The following is an 18,934-nucleotide window of genomic DNA, read 5'->3' on the forward strand; positions in this document are numbered from 1 at the left end:
GCTGCTGGCCTATAATCTCATTAGATATAAGATGTTGCTGATGGCTAAAAGCTTGCCATCGGTCCATCCTAATCAACTGAGTTTTAGGGATGCGGCGAGTTATATCATCTTTAAGTTGACGCAACTGCCATCACAAACGCCGGGGAATGTCCCGAGAGACGTATTGGATATAGAACGCAATGCACGGCAATTTAAGTTGGATGGTAAACGGGAAAGGGCTTATCCACGAGTCCTTAAAATGAGCAAAAACAAGTTTCCGGTTAGACCAAAGAAAAATGCCGTTCACTCTTAAGTGAACGGCATTACGCCAGTGGCGGGTATTTTCTCATTCAGCTATTGCGTTAAACGCTGAGCTTATTCTTCAACTGGCGAGACCACGAAGAGTAAGTCACCTTGAGACACTTGCTGACCATTGCTGTTCAGGATGCGCTCGATGCGATACTTCTTATCCTCAGGGTACAGAATAGCGCTCTGACGGTTAAAGCCGGCTAAGGTCACTTGCGAGAACATCTTCATCGCTTCTGTTAGTGCTAGCGTTTGATCGACTGTGACTATGTCACCTTCTTTCACAAAATCCGCTTCACCCGGTGCAGAAGAGGTATAGAAGATACCTGCGCCTTGGGCTAACACTTTCAGTTCGTTACTTTCACCAACACGCAGTGACTCAGTGTCCACTTCCACAGTTTCAGCAGCGGCTTCCATTTCAGCGATCAACGCAGGAATGTCCAGCTCAGCCATTAAACGTGGCAGATAGTTAGTATCGTAAACCCCTTCGTTGAAGGTGCCGTCTTTCAGGATAAGCTTGAGTAACGGAATGTTAGTCGCGATGCCTTTCAGCACTACGCTGTCTAAGTATTCGTACAGTTTGGCAATGACATCTTCACGGTTTTCACCGCGCATGATGATTTGTGCAATTAAGCTATCGTAGTATGGCGATACTTCTTTACCTGGCGCAGCAATCGAAATGATTTCCACATCTGGATGATCTGGGAACACACATTCAGTGATCTTGCCTGGATTTGGGATCAGCTGCAGTATGCCATGGCTATCGAGCGCCGCTTTCTCAGCCGTCACACGTACTTCCATCGCATAACCAATTTCTTTCGGCTCTAACGCTTCAATTGAACGGCCAGCGGCAATATCAAACTGCGCGCTAACGATATCAATACCTGAAGTGGCTTCCGTTACTGGATGCTCAACCTGCAGACGCGTGTTCATTTCCATGAAGTAGACTTCGTTCGCATCTAAGTTATAGATGAACTCAACGGTACCTGCGCCCATGTAATCGGTCGCGTCACCTAAAGCACGGGTATAAGCCAGTACTTGTTTCTTCAGCTCATCTGGCAACATAGTTGAACCAGACTCTTCGACTACTTTTTGGTTGTTACGTTGAACCGAACAGTCACGCAAACCTAATACTTTGGCGTTGCCGAACTTGTCACGCAGTAACTGCACTTCGATGTGACGCAGTGATGTCACATATTTCTCTAGGTACAAGTCACCGTTACCAAAGGCAGCAGCCGCTTCGGTTGCCGTTTTTTGGAATAGACCAATCATGTCTTCAGGACGTTTCACTACCTGAATACCTTTACCGCCACCACCTTGTACCGCTTTAAGCAGTACTGGATAGCCGATTTCGCTCGCCACGTTTATGGCTTGCTCAGCATTAGTCAGAATGCCGTGAGAACCAGGCACTACAGGTACATTTTGCGCTTGTGATGTCTTAATGGCGTTCGACTTGTTACCCATAGTCGTCATTGAATGCACGCTAGGGCCAACAAAGTTAACACCGTTATTCACACATAAGGCAGCAAACTGCGGGCTTTCAGATAAGAAACCGATACCTGGGTGCAATGCATCCACTTGCTCATACTCGGCTACTTTCAGCACTGAGTATGCGTTCAAGTAACTTTCGTCCGAGGTATTCCCCCCTAAACAAACTAACTTGTCGGTGTCTTTCAACATGTCGGCTGGTACTGACGTCATATCAGGATCAGACGCCACTAATACCACATTGATATTATTGTCGTGAGCCTTACGGATCAGTTTCACCGCAGTACAACCACGGGCGTGAACCAATACTTTGTTAATTGGCTTCATTAACTGGCGTGGATCGTTCTGTACGATCACATCTTCTTCAACAGCAGCTTCAACCACTAAGGTCGATAGTGCATTGATGATCACGTCGTTAATTTTTGCCGAAGGCATTGGCATCAGAGGATCGATACCCGCTAACTGAGTGTCTAAATTGTCGCTGAATGGGTTATGGACTAAGCCCGCCATTGCGCCAGGTACTTTTGACAAGTAGTTAGACAGCGTTGCCGTTGATGGTAAGTAAGCTGGCACCACCATTTGACCCGCGAACGGCATGTTAGTACCAGACAGGTAGTAAGTTTGCACTAATGGGTGAGTCACAAAACTCGCCTGCGCACCACCGGTACAGTCACCAAAACCAAACATCAATACTGGCAATTCGTTATCACGAACAAAGCGCGTGATACGGTCGTTCACCACAGCCATAGAGAATAGCGCCGCTGCACCTTCTTTAGTCTGCATCCCGCCTGAACTGATAAAGCACACGACAGGTAATTTACGCTTAGCACACTCGATCAACAGCGCAGAGAATTTCTCGGCACTGGCCATATCGAATGCACCAGCTTGGAATGCGGTGTTAGACACAGCCACACCCACACGCACTTTTTGACCTTTTTCTTTAAAGTCAGCAATACCTGTGATCAAACCACATGGGCGAATGCCTTTATCTAACGCGTCTTCAATCGATAAACGGAAGCCTGGGAAGTTCAACAGGTTGGCCGACATTTTGTCGCCATTGATCTCTTCGAAATGGGTAAAGAACTGCTTAACCACATTTTCCCAAGTCATGTTGCCTTTACGTTTTTCGTCACGCAGCACTTTTTGGATCAATAGATCCTGATAACCCATAGTCAAGCGGTTCCAGAAGTCCTTACGACGACCGATACGCACAGGGTTGATCGCGCCAGTGTACTTGCTGGTATCGCTTTCGCTATCGAAATACTCAGGCAGTAAACGTTCGAAGAAGTAAGTCAGTACCACGAATAGACTGTCGTTAAGCTGCGGGAAACCCACACTCTTCCACTGTTCTACGCGGACTAATAAATCTGCACGGTTCGATTGACCCATGAAGTATTTAAGCCACTTGTAGAACTTAGCTTTGTCGTTCGAGGTATCTTGTGTCGACATTGCATGGTCAATTGACTTGTGCAGCAGGTTGTTCACTGAATTACGTGACAAACTCTTCGACATCATGGCTTCTTTCGCGATTGACGCTAAGCTGCCGACAACGTTGTCGTACAAGGCATTGAAGATCAGAATGTTGTGGCATTGCCAAATAAAGTCTTCACGCAGCTCTTCATTCACAACCACATCGAGTACGGTCAGCTGATTCAGCTCAGGCCATTTAGCTTGAGTCACAGACTTTGGCAAACTTTCTAAGTGCTGAATAAGCCCTTTAAAGTTGTTGGCCGCATTGCTCTTCCAGCGGTGATACAAAGACCAGCTGATGTTAAATAACAGCGCCTTACGTGCTTTTTTATAGTTCTCTTTTGGTTCACCCAAAATCAAACGAGTCAACATGTTACGCTCGGTAGACACTTCATCACGCTTAGCGACAAAGGTAGTCCACAATTTGTTCAGTTCTTCGTCATAAACCAGTTTATCTGGGTTAGATAACCAAGCTTGGAACACACGGTCTTGTTCCTGTTGGATACGCGCCAACAGATCACCTTCTGGCACGCTAGCACGTGACAGACGACCATACTGTTCTTGAGAAATCGAATGGATACGGCTACGCAGCGTTAAATAACGCAGATAACGATAGGCGCTACCGAACAGGTTGTGGTGACTGGTCGGGCTCGTTGCCACAGCCAATTCTGCGTTCAGTTCCAAAGCCATCAGGTTTTTAGATGGATTTAGGAAACGGGTTAAGCTGCGATCATAATGTTCACGTAAATCTTTAGATTCACGCACAAAATTCATCGCTGCACGCTCAACCGCTTCAACGCTGCTAATAATGGCGCGGCGCAGATTGTGCTGACGCTCATCACGGTCGCCCGGTGAAAAGTCGATAATACCGTCGATACAACCTGAGGTATAAAGCTCTTCTGGCGATACACCCACAGATTTCGCACATTCTTGCCAAGATAAGTTGTACTTACGGGCAATACTTTGCAGACCTTGTGGCTGGATCGTGTTGAAAATACCGTCACGCAACGACAACAGAATGTTCGCCGCCGCTAATGGAATCGCACCGCCAGAATAACCGGCACCGATCACAATACCGACTGTCGGTACGTCAACGTTGGCGCTTTCTGCGATAGCTTTAGAAATTGAATGCGCTTGGTTTTGGCTGTTAGCGATTTCACCAGCATCCGCCCCAGGAGTATCAATTAAATAGATAATTGGCATAGACAATTCGGCAAAATGACGAATTGCTTTACAGGCGGCGTAATGATGCTCAGGCATCCAAGCACCATTTGCGGTAGTGCGTTCTTGGGCGATAAAGCCAATACGACGAGTGCGTGAACCGAAGTTCAGCTCGACCTCAGCACTGTAAAAAGAGCCCAAGTGAGTTTCAGTAATCAAGCGACCTTTAAGATCGGCAATGATACGTTTTGCACCAGGACGACCTTTATCTTGGGTCGGCTGGATCACTTTAGCAACGTAACCGTCGACATCTAACGATGCCAAGTCTTTCAAGTTTGCCTGAATGGCATCCTCATTTAAAAGACCTTTAATTTCTTCCGATAAACTCTGTTTGCTGTGCTTAGGAAACAGAGAAAAATCCTTTGCCAAATGCTCGGCTTGTAAAAAAAGCGGATCGGGCGTTTGGGCTTGAGTCATGTGTGTGGGCTGATTATTGCTGGTCATCAAAAGATCCTCTGCTTAGCCTCTGAAAATTTTTAGCCAATAAATATAACTTTGTTATCCCGTCAAATGCCATTAAACTGCATAAGACGCTATGTTCCAAATATGAGACAGTGGGAAAAACATGCCAGATTTAAACGGTATGATGCTATTTGCAGCCGTAGTTAGAGCTAAGGGATTCTCCCAAGCTGCACGTGAAACCGGCCACCCAAAATCCACCATAAGTCGCAAAATCGCGCAGCTTGAAGAACAACTTGGCGTGCGATTACTACAGCGCGACACCCGTAACTTGAGCCTGACCCAAGTCGGGGCACTCTTTTACCAACACTGTGATTCCATTCGCAATGAGGTGGAAGCGGCCAAGGCTGTTATCGAGAATACTCACGATGATGTGTCAGGATCATTACGGATTGCGATCCCGGTGTCATTTAGCCAAGAATTAATCGCTAACCTCTGTAGCGGATTTATGCGTTTATATCCCAATGTTGAATTAGATGTCCAGTTTACCGACAACGATATTGGTTTGGTCGGCGAAGGATATGATATAGCCATCAAATATGGCCCACTTCAATCATCGGACTTAGTCGCACGATTACTGTTTGAACGCCAACCGATTTTAGTCGCGAGCCCAGGTTACTTAAAACTCAAAGGCACGCCAGCAACGCCAAAAGAACTCAGCCTGCACAGTGGTATTTTATTGGGGACTTCTCGCTCGGCGCCGATTTGGCCACTGGGTAAAGGTTCGCGTAAAACCATGGCGAACTTCCAGCGTAAAGTGCGGGTCAATAGCCCGATCATGGTGAAGCAATTAGCCATGGATGATTTTGGCATCGCCATGTTATCCAATTCGGCCTGTAAGACCGAACTTGCCAATGGACAACTAGTACCGATTTTACAGGAATGGCCGATTGAACCCTTTAAGGTTTACGGGGTTTATTCGAGTCGACGTCAACTGGCCACCAACATCAGCGTCTTCTTAGACTTCTTCGTAAAACGCTTCAGCAGCCAAGAAAGCCTGCAATCCCTCATGGGTTAGAGTTTCCCGTCGCATCAAGGAAACTTGTTTCAAAAAAGCCCAATAAAAAAGCCTAATAAAAAAGCCTAGATCTGAGTCTAAGCTTTTAGCATCACGATTCATGTCAGCCAAGTAGGCAGCTTCATACGCAATTCTCGCAAGGTTTAGATACGCGATGCTTACGCGACCTAAGGAATAACCTGTTCCAGTTTTAAAACTTCTTTAGTGATGGCTTGACGCAATGGCAAACCTACGGCGTCGGGAATATCCATATTCATTGCAAAAAACCACACATTATCATCGAGTTCTACCCAACCTACCCACCAGCCAATACTTGGATCAGCTCTGACCGCATAGCCGGTTTTTGCGCGAATAATATAGTCAGAATTCGCCTCTGTGAGCATAGCCTGCTTAACGATTCGTTGACTGCGCTCTGAGGCATGGATCTTGTTGTGATAAAGCCGACGCAGGAAATCAATTTGCTCAGTGGCCGAAATCCGAATACCGCCATCGAGCCAAAAGCTATCTAAGTTACCCGAGATATCCTCATTGCCATAATCGAAGGAGGCGATCATCTTCGACATCCGCGCCTCACCAATTTGGCGGGCAAACTCTTGATAGACGGGCACAACCGAATACTTCATCCCGGTAATCAAGTTGTGGTCACGATTCCAAGTGGCGATATCACGACTTTTACCATCCCATTTAAACACTTGGTGCTCATCCTTCACCACACCCAGCTCGAGCGCAATCAAGCTATTGGGGATTTTAAAGGTCGATGCCGGTAAAAAACCTTGATTGGCACGTTTGAGATTGTTGGTATATCCCTGTTGCTTGTTTTCGTTCCACAGCACCACTACGCCCGAGGCTTGTTGGGACTTAGTTTTTTGCGGTTTAGCTTGTTGTTGCTTAGCTTGTTGCGGTTCAACTTGGTGCTGAGTAAAAATGGCATCCCAACTGCGGGTTTCTTGCCACTCCTTCTTCGCCGCTGTTGAGGCAAATGTCGGGGCAGCAAAGATTGACGACGTTAACAGTGAGGACATCACCAACACAGTCGATATGGCGAACGAACGCATAAAGTCTCCTTGTAGAAAACAAAAAATCCAATGAACTAAAAAAGTGCTTAAGGCTATCACTTAGCGTGTTTGCATGCCCTAGCAAACTGCTGACCAATTGTGGCAAAAAAGAGGCAAGTAAGTTCTGCCATAGAAGGACTGATGCCAGCTCCGCCGCCTTTGAAATAGAAGATGTTGAGATAGAAGATATTGGCATAAAATGACGAAGATCACTGAGCATAACTTTATTACCCTCAGCTTGTAGTGCATACTTTTTGGCATAAGAGCCTTCCGCAGGACGAGATGAACATCATTTCCAATCAATAACGTCTAATCACTACAGGGAAATCAAAAATGTTGAAGCCAGTGTTAACGCTAATCCTCGCCAGCAGCTTGATCAATACGGCCAGTGCTGTGCAGCTATTTGGTGATGTTGAAGTTTCCCGCCTACCCACAGCCGAAAAAACCATGGGCGAAGTCGTGACTCGTTATCAAGCACTCGATGATGGCCTGGCCCAGCAGTTAATTTCCAAGAAAAACGAAGTCGATGCCACCCAATTAGCCGCGCGCCAAGGTCACAGATTATGGCAACAGGCGGTACGCGATGTGCAGTCAGGTCATGTTGACGACCGACCTTTATATTGGGCGCGCCTTGCCATGCTTAATAGTCTTAAGAGCACCAGCGCCAACTTTAAAATGGCCGATTGGCAAAATGACATATTAATGAGTGCAGTTGAAAAGGCCTCACGGGGATTTAGCGATATTCAATATGCTGATGATGTCCAAATCAAAATATTCCTCACGGGTTTCGATCCCTTCTTCCTCGATAAAGATATCACCCAGAGTAATCCTTCTGGCTTAGTCGCCCTCGCCTTGGATGGTTTCCGTTTTGAGGTTGATGGTAAAACGGCACAAATCGAGACCGCTATGGTGCCAGTGCGTTTTGAAGATTTTGACCAAGGACTTATCGAATCACTACTGAGCCCGATATACCGCGATCCTAAAACCCAATTTGTATTTACCGTCAGCATGGGCCGAACTGACTTTGATATTGAACGCTTCCCTGCCCGCAATCGCAGTGCAGCGGCGCCCGATAACCAAAATGTCCTCACTGGCGGCACTAAAACCGCACCGGTTGCCCCTAAGCTCAATGGCAAAGATTTTATCGGCCCGCAATTTGTCGAATTCTCGCTGCCGGTTGCCGCCATGCAAGTAAAAGATGGCCAATGGAAAGTCAACGATAACCACACTGTCACTACCCTTGCCCGCGGCGAGTTTAGTGCAACATCATTGAATGAGCTGCAAAACGAAACGTCAGTCGAAGGATCTGGCGGCGGTTATCTTTCTAATGAAATTTCCTATCGCGCCATAGTGTTGCAGCAAAAGTTCAATAGCCATGCGAAAGTCGGCCACATTCACACCCCAAGAGTCAAAGGCTATGACGCCGATACAGAGCAAGCCATAGTCGAACAAGTGCGCACTATGGTGATGCAAGCGGCGGCGAGTTTATAACCAAGCCACACTGGCTGAAACTGGCATTGTCAGATAGCGTTCGCTATGATGCGAACGCTTGGCCTGACTCTTATTTCAAGCGCTGATTTGGAAGGCTGAGTATAAGAGCGGATAACAAGAACAAGCGTTAGAACGCAGAAGCCAAGCGCCATACTTAGGATTGGCTTCATAACTGATACTTCTATGGCTAAATGAGTGTTAAGCACTCAATGTTTACCTTTAACCGACGAGATCCAACGCTAACCTATGTTGAAACCTGCAGACTTACTCAACGCTTTACGTCGTCGCAGCAGTGAAGCACTCGCCCCACTGACAAAATCGACATACGCAGCCTTAGGCCAAAGCCAAGATAAGTCGCAGCTGATAACGAGTCCACCAGTACAAGATACGGCTCAGGCACATATTTTCACCGGTTCATCACGTCCACTCTCGTCACTGCAAATACAAGTACTAGAGCGAATTGAAGCTTGTTATCAAGAAGCGGAGATATCGCTTAAGCGCGCTTTCCCACGCCCAGTCACTCAATTTAGTCTCAGGGGAAAGAGCGCGGGTACGGCTCATCTGCAGCAGAATCGTTTGCGATTCAATGCCGTGTTGCTACGCGAAAACAGCGAAGCTTTTCTAACTGAAGTTGTACCGCACGAAATTTGTCATTTATTGTGTTTTCAGCTTTTTGGCAAAACCAAGCCCCACGGTAAAGAATGGCAATCTTTAATGTTAACGGTATTTAAGGTCAATCCGAGTACCACCCACAGCTTCAATACCACTTCTGTTGCTGGTAAAGACGTGGAGTATCGCTGCGCCTGTGGACCGATTCGGTTGAGTATTCGCCGCCATAACAAGGTGCTACGCGGTGAAAGCCGTTACATCTGTAAACGCTGCAAGACCCATTTAACGGCGATCTAAGCACTCTTCGCGCACAATCCTCACACCCACTCCACAATTCGAATTTCAGCATTTGGGGATTGCGTGAGTAAAAAGTACGACGCAATTTGCATAAGCAGCGGCATTTCCCTTACCATCACGCCATAAAAGACGAGCCAAAGGCTCGCGTAGTGTTTGTTATTGTGGGATAAATTTTGAATAAAACTTCTTTAACCGTTAATTCGCGGCGACTTTTGTTGTGCCTAATCACTTGGGCCGCGACCTCATCTGTGCCCGCTAGCGCCTCAGTGTCACACCCCAGCAGTTTCAGCCAAGCGAAAACTAAGTCGCAGGCGCTCTACGCCGGAAGTCGCCAAGGCACTCTACCCGCCACCAGTTTTTACTGTGGCTGCGATATTCAGATCAAAGGCAAATCGTGGAAACCCGATCTCGCCAGCTGCGGTTATCAAGTCCGTAAACAGGAAACCCGCGCCAATCGTATCGAGTGGGAACACATAGTGCCCGCCTGGGAATTTGGCCATCAGCTCCAATGCTGGCAAAAGGGCGGGCGTAAAAACTGCGCCGATAACAGTAACGAATTTAATAAGATGGAAGCGGACATGCACAACTTAGTGCCCGCCATCGGTGAAGTGAACGGCGATCGCAGTAACTTCCGCTTTAGCCAATGGAACGGTAAAGCCGACCAATATGGCCAATGCGCTATGGTGGTCGATTTTAAGAATCGTCAGGCGCAGCCGCCCGTCAATGCCCGCGGTAAGATAGCCAGAACCTACCTTTATATGCAGCAGACCTATGGGCTTAAAATCGCGTCGAGCCAATTAAAATTGTTTAAGGCATGGGATAAAACCTATCCAGTTGATACTATTGAGTGCAAACGCGATAACGCTATAGCGCAAACTCAAGGCAACCATAACCCCTTTGTGCAGAATGCCTGTAATGCGCCACCACTGCGTCAACAATTAGCCGAGTAAGGTCGACAATGAGAGTCCCAAGAATTTATCAACCTCAGCCATTAGCCATCAATCAACAGCTGAACTTAGACGAAGATGGCGCGGCCCATATCGGCAAAGTGCTGCGCATGGGTAACGGCGAACATATCAGCCTATTCAATGGCGATGGCCATGATTATCTTGCTGAAATTGTCGATGCAGGTAAAAAGCATGTCACAGTAAAACTGCTTTCCTGTGAGGCCAATTTATCTGAGTCGCCACTCAACTTGCACTTAGGCCAAGTAATTTCCCGTGGTGATAGAATGGAATTCACCATTCAAAAATCGGTCGAGCTGGGTGTGAATACCATTACGCCGCTGTTTTCCGATCGCTGCGGCGTAAAACTCAATGGCGAGCGCCTAGAGAAAAAAATTCAGCAATGGCAGAAAATCGTTGTGAGCGCCTGTGAACAATCGGGGCGCAGCCAAGTGCCCGTGGTTCGCCCAGCGATGGACTTACACGATTGGTGCAGTGAGCCAACCTCGGCACTGAAACTCAATTTACATCCACGTGCAGCACACGGTATCAATGGCTTAGATTTAGCGCACACACGCGTGCGCCTGTTAATTGGCCCAGAAGGTGGTTTGTCGGCGGAAGAAATCGCCATGACAGAAACCTATCAATTTACCGATGTGTTGCTTGGCCCCAGAGTGCTTCGCACTGAAACCGCCTCGCTCACGGCCATTACAGCGCTGCAACTCAGATTTGGTGATTTAGGCTAAACCGCAGCCGCAAGCTGCGCTGGCATGACAGACCCCATTATCCAATAAATGCTTTTTTGCCTGCAAACGGCGACAAATAAGGAACAGATTAATGATAAAACTCGGCATAGTGATGGACCCCATCAGTGAGATCAACATTAAGAAAGACTCCAGTTTTGCCATGTTAATGGCCGCGCAGGACAGAGGTTATCAGCTGTTTTATATGGAAATGGCCGATCTTGCCATGGTCAACGGCGTGGCGATGGCCAATATGCGTCCGTTAACTGTTATCAATGATGCGAGTAAATGGTATGAGCTAGGCGAATCTCAAGACACGCCAATGAGCGAACTCGACGTGATCTTAATGCGTAAAGACCCGCCATTTGATACTGAGTTCATCTACGCCACTTACATGCTTGAGCGCGCCGAAGAACAAGGTGTATTAATCGTCAACAAGCCGCAAAGCCTACGCGATGCTAACGAAAAGCTGTTCACCGCATGGTTTAGCGAATTCACCCCAGAAACTATCGTGACCCGCGATGCCAAACGTATCCGCGCCTTCCACCAAGCGAAGGGCGATATCATTCTTAAACCTTTAGATGGCATGGGCGGCACCTCGATTTTCCGCGTGAAGCAGGACGACCCAAACCTTGGGGTGATCATCGAGACCTTGACCAGTTATGGCCAACAATATGCGATGGCGCAAGCCTTTATCCCTGAAATTACCAAAGGCGATAAACGCATTTTAGTGGTCGATGGCGAGCCTGTACCTTACGCATTGGCACGTATCCCAATGAAAGGCGAAACCCGTGGCAACTTAGCCGCTGGCGGTAGCGGTGTGGCGCAGCCTTTATCCGACAGCGATTGGACAATTGCCCGCGCCATTGGCCCTGAGCTTAAAAAACGTGGACTGATTTTTGTCGGGTTAGACGTGATTGGTGACAAGCTGACTGAGATCAATGTGACGAGCCCAACCTGTATCCGTGAAATCCAAGCGGCATTTGATGTCGACATCACGGGCATGTTAATGGATGCTATCGAAGCACGCATTAACGCCAAAGCATAAGAATTTACCAACGAGTTTGTTGATTGTAAGGCGCGAGCAAATCGCGAGCGCCGAACCACTTCTAGGGATGTGATATGAGTTTCACCAAAGCGCCACTCTTGTTACTCGGCATCAGTTTGCTGTTATCTACGCCAGTTTGGGCTGATGAAACGGGTCCAACGAAAGCGCCATCGCGACCGAAAAATATCGTCATCATGATAGGTGATGGTATGGGGCCGTCTTACACTAGCGCCTACCGCTACTACAAAGATAATCCTGACACTGAAGAAGTCGAGCAAACCGTATTCGACCGTTTACTGGTGGGCATGGCAAGCACCTACCCCGCGAGCGTCAGTGGTTATGTGACTGATTCAGCCGCGGCCGCGACAGCGCTAGCCACAGGGGTTAAATCTTATAATGGGGCGATTTCGGTCGATACCCAAAAACAACCGCTGCCGACCATACTCGAAAAAGCCAAATCCCTTGGCCTCAGCACAGGTGTCGCGGTAACATCACAAATCAACCACGCTACGCCAGCGGCCTTTTTGGCCCACAACGAAAGCCGTAAAAATTACGACGCTCTGGCACTCAGCTATTTAGAAACCAACGCCGATGTATTTTTAGGCGGTGGTCAAAAGTATTTTCCTCCTGCGCTGTTAGAGCAGTTTAAAGCCAAGGGCTATCAACACATCAGCCGTTTTGAGGATCTCGCCAGCATCACCCAACCAAAAGTGTTGGGCCTGTTTGCTGAAGTACAATTGCCTTGGGCGATTGATGAGAAAGATGCAAGAAAACTCAGCACCTTAACCCAAAAGGCACTCAGCTTACTGTCGCAAAATGACCAAGGTTTTGTGCTGTTAGTCGAAGGGAGTCTCATCGACTGGGCGGGCCACAATAACGATATCGCCACTGCCATGGGTGAGATGGATGAATTCTCCAATGCCATTGAAGTGGTTGAGCAATTTGTGCGTGAACATCCAGATACCCTGATGGTGATCACCGCCGACCACAATACCGGTGGTCTATCGATTGGCGTCGATGGCAACTACAGCTGGAACCCTGAAATCCTGCGTAATATCTCGGCCAGCACAGACACTTTGGCCTTAGCCGCCATCACTGGTGAACAATGGCAAGCCGATCTCGCCCGTGGTTTAGGCTTTGAGCTTAGCGAAGAAGAAGTCGCAAAATTAAACGTCGCCAGAATGCAGGGATTAGAAACCATGGCGGTGGCGATTCGCCATCTTATTGATAAACGTACTGATACAGGTTGGACAACCGACGGCCACACAGGCACAGACGTACAAGTATTTGCCGCAGGTCCGGCATCTGAGCTGTTTAACGGCCATCAGGACAATACCGATATCGCCAATAAGATTTTTAGCTTATTACCTAAACCGAAGAAACCTAAAAACTAAGCGTTAATCGATACCGTTCACTAAAGGCAACCGCATAATGCAGTTGCCTTTTTTATTGGGTCTTTTTATTAGGGATTTTATTAGGTCTTAGCGCAGGGATTCGATGCAAACTGGCTCAGGCGTGAATAACGGGTATAATGCCCACACTTAAGTTTATAGGTGCCTGTAACTGTGTTAACCAATCCATCGCAAGTCATTATTCGTAATCAAGACAGCCTAAGCCAACATAAGGTGCTAGTGCTCAATCATGAAGCCGATCTACTGCCAGAAGCCCTGCTCGATGTCGCGGCGTCGGTCGATGCACTCGCCTTGGATTACCACCATTACTTACACTTAGCGCCGCACGCCAACACAAAGCTGCGTTGCTATTTCGGCCATGACCTGCCGCACCAAGACCCGCTTGAACGAGAAAAGTACGATACGGTTATTGTTTATTTCCCCAAAGCCAAACCCTTAGCACCTTATCTGTTTAACCTCGCCGCCAATCATCTTGTGCCTAACGGCCAACTGTTAGTCGTTGGAGAAAACAAAGGCGGGATTAAGTCTTTAGTGAAGCTTTTACCTGAGTATTTTGCGACTGGGATGAAGCTCGATAACGCTCGCCACTGCCTGTTATTTGGCAGCAGCTTAGAAGGCAGCGCACCAGCGATGAAGCTCAGCGACTGGGTCAGTCAGTATCAACTGACTACACCACAGGGCGAAATCAGTATCTGCAATTTAGTTGGGGTGTTTAGCGAAAAACGCTTAGATCTGGGCACTGAATTGTTACTGTCACACCTGCCGACACTCTCGGGCAGAGTGCTCGATTTTGGTTGCGGCGCCGGCGTGATTGCCGCTGCCCTGCTCAAGGCGCAGCCGAGCTTATCCTTAGAGTGTGTCGATATTAATGCGATGGCCTTGGCTTCCTGCGAACTCACCTTAGCCGCCAATGGCATGACGGCCAAAGTCTATCCTTCAGATGGACTCGCGCAAACCACAGGGAAATTTAACGGCATTATCTCTAATCCGCCGTTCCACGATGGCCTTGCAAGCACCACCAGCATAGCGCAGAACTTTGTCACTGATAGTGCCAAGCAATTACAACATAACGGCATTTGGCAAATCGTCGCCAACCGCCACTTGCCCTATTCCGATATCATTGCCGCCGAATTTGGCCAATTAAAAGTGGTTGCCGATAACAACAAGTACAAGCTGTATTACTTCCAGCACAAGTAAAACCGCTATCGAGAACGCGCTTAGGCTTTGGTTTTAGGCGCGTTATTGACTACGCCTCATACTCACTCGTATCACTATCCCTGTTTTTTCAGATAAAGCTTATCTTTCCTCGTGTTACAAAACTCAATATTGTGATCTGCCGCATGTCAGCAATTCCGGTAAACACGCTTTCATTTACATCAAACTGCCGTTCCTAGCATAGGGATTTGATTTAAAACATCAAAATAATGGCCAAATCGAAAGTTAGCATTAAGTTGCGGCTTACACTGCTATTAGTACAATTAAACCAGAGATAACACTGCTTATCCCATTCAATTTCTTATAAAAAACTATTTAAAAACTACCCTATAGACCATTAACAACAAAATGCCAACATTTGCTGTTTTTGCAGCCAAAAAGGCTTCTTTACCCTAAGTTTCTACTGTTATACTCAAATCAGCTTCTTAAACAATAATAAAACGCAATTACTAGGAATGCCCCTATGCTGGACCCTGAACTCATTGAGCTAAACAGCGATAAGACCAAAGCTGAATTGCGCCTGATCCCTAATGTCCATGGCCCAGTCACCCATGAAGATATAATGCGCCTGTTGTCTTTACCTGAATTCGCCTCCCTGTTTCCGCTAGAGCCTGCCATTACTAAAACCGTCGCTAAAATCAACTCTCTGTGCAGTCAAGACGACGGGAAATTTGAGCTCTACGCCACTTTGGCTGAACGCCGCGATGGCACCATAGCAATCGAAATTAGCCCAGATAAAATGCAAGCCAGCCTAAAACTGACCGCAGCATGGGGCGGTAAACAGATAGATTTGCCAGAGATCCTTACCCATCTCAAAAAGAACAACGTCTGCATGGGGTTGAGCAAACTCAAAATTCAAGCCCTACTGAAACAACTCGGTACGCTCAAGGCCGGCGAAGTTTGCCAAAGTGACATCGCCCAAGGTAAAGCGCCAGTCAATGGACTCAATGCGGTATTAGAACGCAAAGTGTTCCTCGCGCGCGAACGCTTACTCCAGCCACAAGAGCGGGAAGATGGCAGTGTCGATATGCGCAATCTCGGCTCGCTTATCGTCGTCAAAGCCAATGATCTCTTGATGGTTAAGCACCCCGCCACCGAAGGCACGCCGGGTTACAACATCAAGGGCGAAGTGCTTAAACAAAAACCGGGTAAAGATGCCGTGCTTCAAGCCGGTACAGGCACAGATTTTCATCCCAAAGATCCCAATAAACTCATCGCCACAGTACCAGGGCAACCCGTCGAAACCCGTACTGGTATGAATGTCGATGATATTTTACAGCTTAAAGATGTCGACATCGGCACAGGTCATATCAGCTTTAAGGGCAGTATTTTAATCACAGGCGATGTCCACGAGGGCATGGTCGTTAAAAGCTCGGGCGATATTACCGTGATGGGCTTTGTGGACTCCGCTACCCTAGAGGCTGAAGGTGATGTCACAGTCAGTAAAGGCATCATTGGCAGACAAATCAAAGCCAATGAATACTCTACCAATATCCATTCTCAAGGCCAAATCAGCGCCCAGTTTGTGCAATATTCCAATTTGGTAGCCAAGGGCAATATCTTAGTCACTAAACAGTTGCTACACAGCCATACCAAAACCGCCGGCAGTTTAACGGTCAGCGATCCGAGTGGTCGTCGTGGCGATCTGGTAGGCGGTGTCGCGCGTGCTGAGAAAGGCATCACGGCGGTTGTCATAGGGGCAACGGCGGGAACCAAAACCGACGTTTATTGCGCGATGGAACATGCCGAACTCAAACAAGATCTCAAGCTGCTCGATGAAAGCGTTAAAGCTATGGTCGTCGCCAGTTTAGATATCGAGGCTCGCCTCAATAAGCTACCGCCTAAATCAGAATGGCAAGGCGACGCGGCGATGATCGAGCAAATCAAGATGATGCTCGATGAGAAGAATCGCATTATGGATGAACGCACCCGCGAAGAACTCGAGTTCGATACCTTCAAACAAGAGGTCGAAGGCTATTACGAGAAATACCGTATCGAAGTGCTTAAACACGTATTCCTTAACGTTGAGTTACATATAGGTCCAGCGAATCATCGCACCGCCCGTGAACACGGCACTTGCTGCATTGCCAATGTCAGTCAAGAGATTAACTTTGACTATAACGCCAAAGCCAAAGCCGCACCGACCGCATAATCTTGGCTAGGAGTGATGACTCAGTCGTCACGCCTTCCTCATTCAGCCAGACTCAGTGAACTTGTTCTGGCCTCTATCAATCTTCCCTCAGCGTGGCATACTGCTGTCAGATAAACTCACGCAGCAGCATGCCAAGTATCTTCTTGTATAATCCTAATCCTTGTCTACTGCCGCCGATTGTTCTCAGAGACTGTCTCAGAGCCCATTTTAAACTTCCTAAGGATCTGAAATGACTAGCGTTAAGATGTCGAGTATTGAATGGCCAGCCATTGTAAAACTGACTCAAAGTGACGAATTACTTTACCTAGAACACCAAAGGGATTGGCTCGAACTCGCCTGTCTCTATCAGCATCATTTTATCGATACCGATCAATTACTCGACTCAAAAGGCCAGCGTTATCTAATCAGTGCCTGTCCGCAGAAAATCCATGAAGACCCCGTCGGCGAACTGCCGCAATTACTGCGCCAAAAACAAGATTTGCCGCTCAATGAATTTATCAAGTGGGTTCAAAACCATGCCCAAGCACTGGGGCAATGCTGCGTCGCTAAGCTGGCTTTCACAACGATTTCCCAAGGGATTGAAATTGTACGCACCCTCGATGAATAAACGGCAAGCAGCTGAGATACTATCTACCAACAACTCAGTTGCTCAATAAAAAACACTATGACCTTAAAAGCTAATATCCTCATAGTGAATTCACAGGCATAATTTGCCGCTGTGTAGCAGCGCCGAGTCAACTGGCAAAGCGCAGCTAAAATACACTTCAAAATGACCATTTTCAGCGTCGACTCAAGGGATGACGTTTAAGTTGGCACTAAATATACAAACAGATGGAACCGAAATTGGAACTACTTAAGATTGACTGCTTAGGCAAACAACTGCGCTTAGAAGGCTCACTCGCGGGCTGGCAACAACTCTTCTGGGACAACACCTTAGTCTCACAAAAAGAAGCTTCCGTCGACAATGGCGGCCTCAAGGTTCATGTCTTTGAGCTCACCCACCACAGCAGTCCATTGGCGACAGAAAGTGGCGAGCAAGCCATCGCCATGACAGAAAATAAAATTCAAGTTCGCCTCGAAACCGATCTCGTTTGGCAGCCTTTCCGCCTCGATTACTGCTTGCTGCAGGATGACAAAATTATCGACCAAGGCCGACGCACCGAAAAAGATATCGAACGCCAAACTCCAGAAACGCCCATCGTTAAGCAGCAAAAACTGAGCATGGTTGGACTCGCCTCCCTTGGTTTTAAACTGTTAAAAAGCGCCAAAGTCATAAAAGTGGTATTAGCGGGCGCCAGCGTTGCAGCTTATTCTTGGCTATTCTCCTTCCAATTCGCCCTCGCGCTCATCGCCTGCTTGGTATTCCACGAATACGGCCATATCCGCGCGATGAAATATTTTGGGATGAAAACCAAAGGAATTTACCTTATTCCCTTTATGGGTGGGCTCGCGCTCTCCGATGAAAAAATTAATACGCGTTGGCAAGATGTGGTGATTTCCATCATGGGGCCAACCTTTGGACTCCTGATGTCCATCGCGTCATTGATTGCTTACCACGTAACGGGCAATGTGTTTTTTGCTGGCCTAGCCGCCTTTAATGCGCTGCTTAACCTATTTAATTTATTGCCAATTTTACCACTCGATGGCGGCCATATTTTAAAGAGCATCAGCTTTTCGATGAACAGCATCATGGGCTTGGTCGCCTGCGCCGCCGGTGCCGCTTTCGGTGTGTATATCAGCTACACCTTAGGCTTAGCCTTATTGGGATTCTTGCTGTTGATCGGTAGCTTAGAAATCATTTTCGAGTGGCGCACACGCCATCAAAGCCACCTGTTGCCATTAGACAGATACGGACAAATCTTCTCGGTGATTTGGTACTTGCTCACGGTTGGCGCTTTAGTCGGCATCATCTGGCACTTAGCCGGAACCGGCGATGATATGCTCAGTTTGCCGCTGCAAATATTACGCAGCTAATTCTGCTTAACGGCTAAACGGCTAAACGCAGCGCAAAGGCACTAGCAACTCAG

Annotated in this window: 13 protein-coding genes and 1 pseudogene; 12 read left to right on the top strand and 2 right to left on the bottom strand. The window is 47.6% G+C overall.

Going from position 1 to position 18,934, the window contains the following annotated elements; all coding sequences use genetic code 11:
* Positions 1 to 292, top strand: a pseudogene (locus tag KV201_RS09250) (IS4 family transposase); the annotation flags it as partial.
* A gap of 62 nt (positions 293 to 354) precedes the next feature.
* On the opposite strand, the gene KV201_RS09255 reads toward KV201_RS09250, so the two are convergent.
* Positions 355 to 4,908: a biotin carboxylase N-terminal domain-containing protein gene (locus KV201_RS09255; RefSeq protein WP_012586850.1), complete on the bottom strand. Its 4,554-nt coding sequence runs from the start codon at positions 4,906 to 4,908 to the stop codon at positions 355 to 357.
* Between the two features lie 121 nt (positions 4,909 to 5,029).
* Here KV201_RS09255 and KV201_RS09260 point away from each other — a divergent pair, with 121 nt between their 5' ends.
* The gene (locus KV201_RS09260) at positions 5,030 to 5,941 is read left to right on the top strand and encodes a LysR family transcriptional regulator (protein ID WP_006082994.1); all 912 of its coding nucleotides are present in this window, start codon (positions 5,030 to 5,032) and stop codon (positions 5,939 to 5,941) included.
* A 167-nt stretch (positions 5,942 to 6,108) separates the two neighbouring features.
* Here KV201_RS09260 and blaOXA read toward each other — a convergent pair whose 3' ends face one another.
* Positions 6,109 to 6,996, bottom strand: coding sequence for an OXA-548 family class D beta-lactamase (gene blaOXA / locus KV201_RS09265; protein ID WP_226059141.1), 888 nt, complete (start codon positions 6,994 to 6,996; stop codon positions 6,109 to 6,111).
* Positions 6,997 to 7,329: 333 nt separating this feature from the next.
* On the opposite strand from blaOXA, the gene KV201_RS09270 reads away from it, so the two are divergent.
* The 10 genes from KV201_RS09270 to KV201_RS09315 all read left to right on the top strand — a co-directional run bounded on the left by KV201_RS09270 (position 7,330) and on the right by KV201_RS09315 (position 18,881).
* Positions 7,330 to 8,487, top strand: coding sequence for a hypothetical protein (locus KV201_RS09270; protein WP_226059142.1), 1,158 nt, complete (start codon positions 7,330 to 7,332; stop codon positions 8,485 to 8,487).
* Between the two features lie 246 nt (positions 8,488 to 8,733).
* Positions 8,734 to 9,393 (top strand): SprT family zinc-dependent metalloprotease, encoded by a 660-nt coding sequence (locus KV201_RS09275; protein ID WP_226059143.1) that lies wholly within the window; start codon positions 8,734 to 8,736, stop codon positions 9,391 to 9,393.
* Between the two features lie 170 nt (positions 9,394 to 9,563).
* Positions 9,564 to 10,343: an endonuclease EndA gene (gene endA / locus KV201_RS09280; RefSeq protein ID WP_086010611.1), complete on the top strand. Its 780-nt coding sequence runs from the start codon at positions 9,564 to 9,566 to the stop codon at positions 10,341 to 10,343.
* A gap of 8 nt (positions 10,344 to 10,351) precedes the next feature.
* Positions 10,352 to 11,083 carry a 16S rRNA (uracil(1498)-N(3))-methyltransferase gene (gene rsmE / locus KV201_RS09285; protein WP_006082999.1) on the top strand — a complete coding sequence of 244 codons (732 nt, stop codon included), beginning with the start codon at positions 10,352 to 10,354 and terminating at the stop codon, positions 11,081 to 11,083.
* Between the two features lie 91 nt (positions 11,084 to 11,174).
* Entirely contained in the window at positions 11,175 to 12,128 is a 954-nt protein-coding gene (gene gshB / locus KV201_RS09290) for a glutathione synthase (protein ID WP_226059144.1), read from the top strand.
* 74 nt (positions 12,129 to 12,202) lie between these two features.
* On the top strand, positions 12,203 to 13,522 hold the full coding sequence (locus KV201_RS09295) for an alkaline phosphatase (protein WP_226059145.1): 1,320 nt from the start codon (positions 12,203 to 12,205) through the stop codon (positions 13,520 to 13,522).
* 171 nt (positions 13,523 to 13,693) lie between these two features.
* Positions 13,694 to 14,737 (top strand): methyltransferase, encoded by a 1,044-nt coding sequence (locus tag KV201_RS09300; protein ID WP_226059146.1) that lies wholly within the window; start codon positions 13,694 to 13,696, stop codon positions 14,735 to 14,737.
* A gap of 481 nt (positions 14,738 to 15,218) precedes the next feature.
* Positions 15,219 to 16,907, top strand: coding sequence for a DUF342 domain-containing protein (locus KV201_RS09305; RefSeq protein ID WP_006086026.1), 1,689 nt, complete (start codon positions 15,219 to 15,221; stop codon positions 16,905 to 16,907).
* Positions 16,908 to 17,136: 229 nt separating this feature from the next.
* On the top strand, positions 17,137 to 17,514 hold the full coding sequence (locus KV201_RS09310; protein WP_006083004.1) for a DUF4144 family protein: 378 nt from the start codon (positions 17,137 to 17,139) through the stop codon (positions 17,512 to 17,514).
* A gap of 224 nt (positions 17,515 to 17,738) precedes the next feature.
* Positions 17,739 to 18,881 carry a site-2 protease family protein gene (locus KV201_RS09315; RefSeq protein ID WP_226059147.1) on the top strand — a complete coding sequence of 381 codons (1,143 nt, stop codon included), beginning with the start codon at positions 17,739 to 17,741 and terminating at the stop codon, positions 18,879 to 18,881.
* Positions 18,882 to 18,934 lie beyond the last annotated feature (53 nt).

Origin of the sequence: Shewanella sp. SR1 (genome assembly GCF_020447145.1) — a bacterium.
GTDB classification, from domain to species: domain Bacteria; phylum Pseudomonadota; class Gammaproteobacteria; order Enterobacterales; family Shewanellaceae; genus Shewanella; species Shewanella baltica.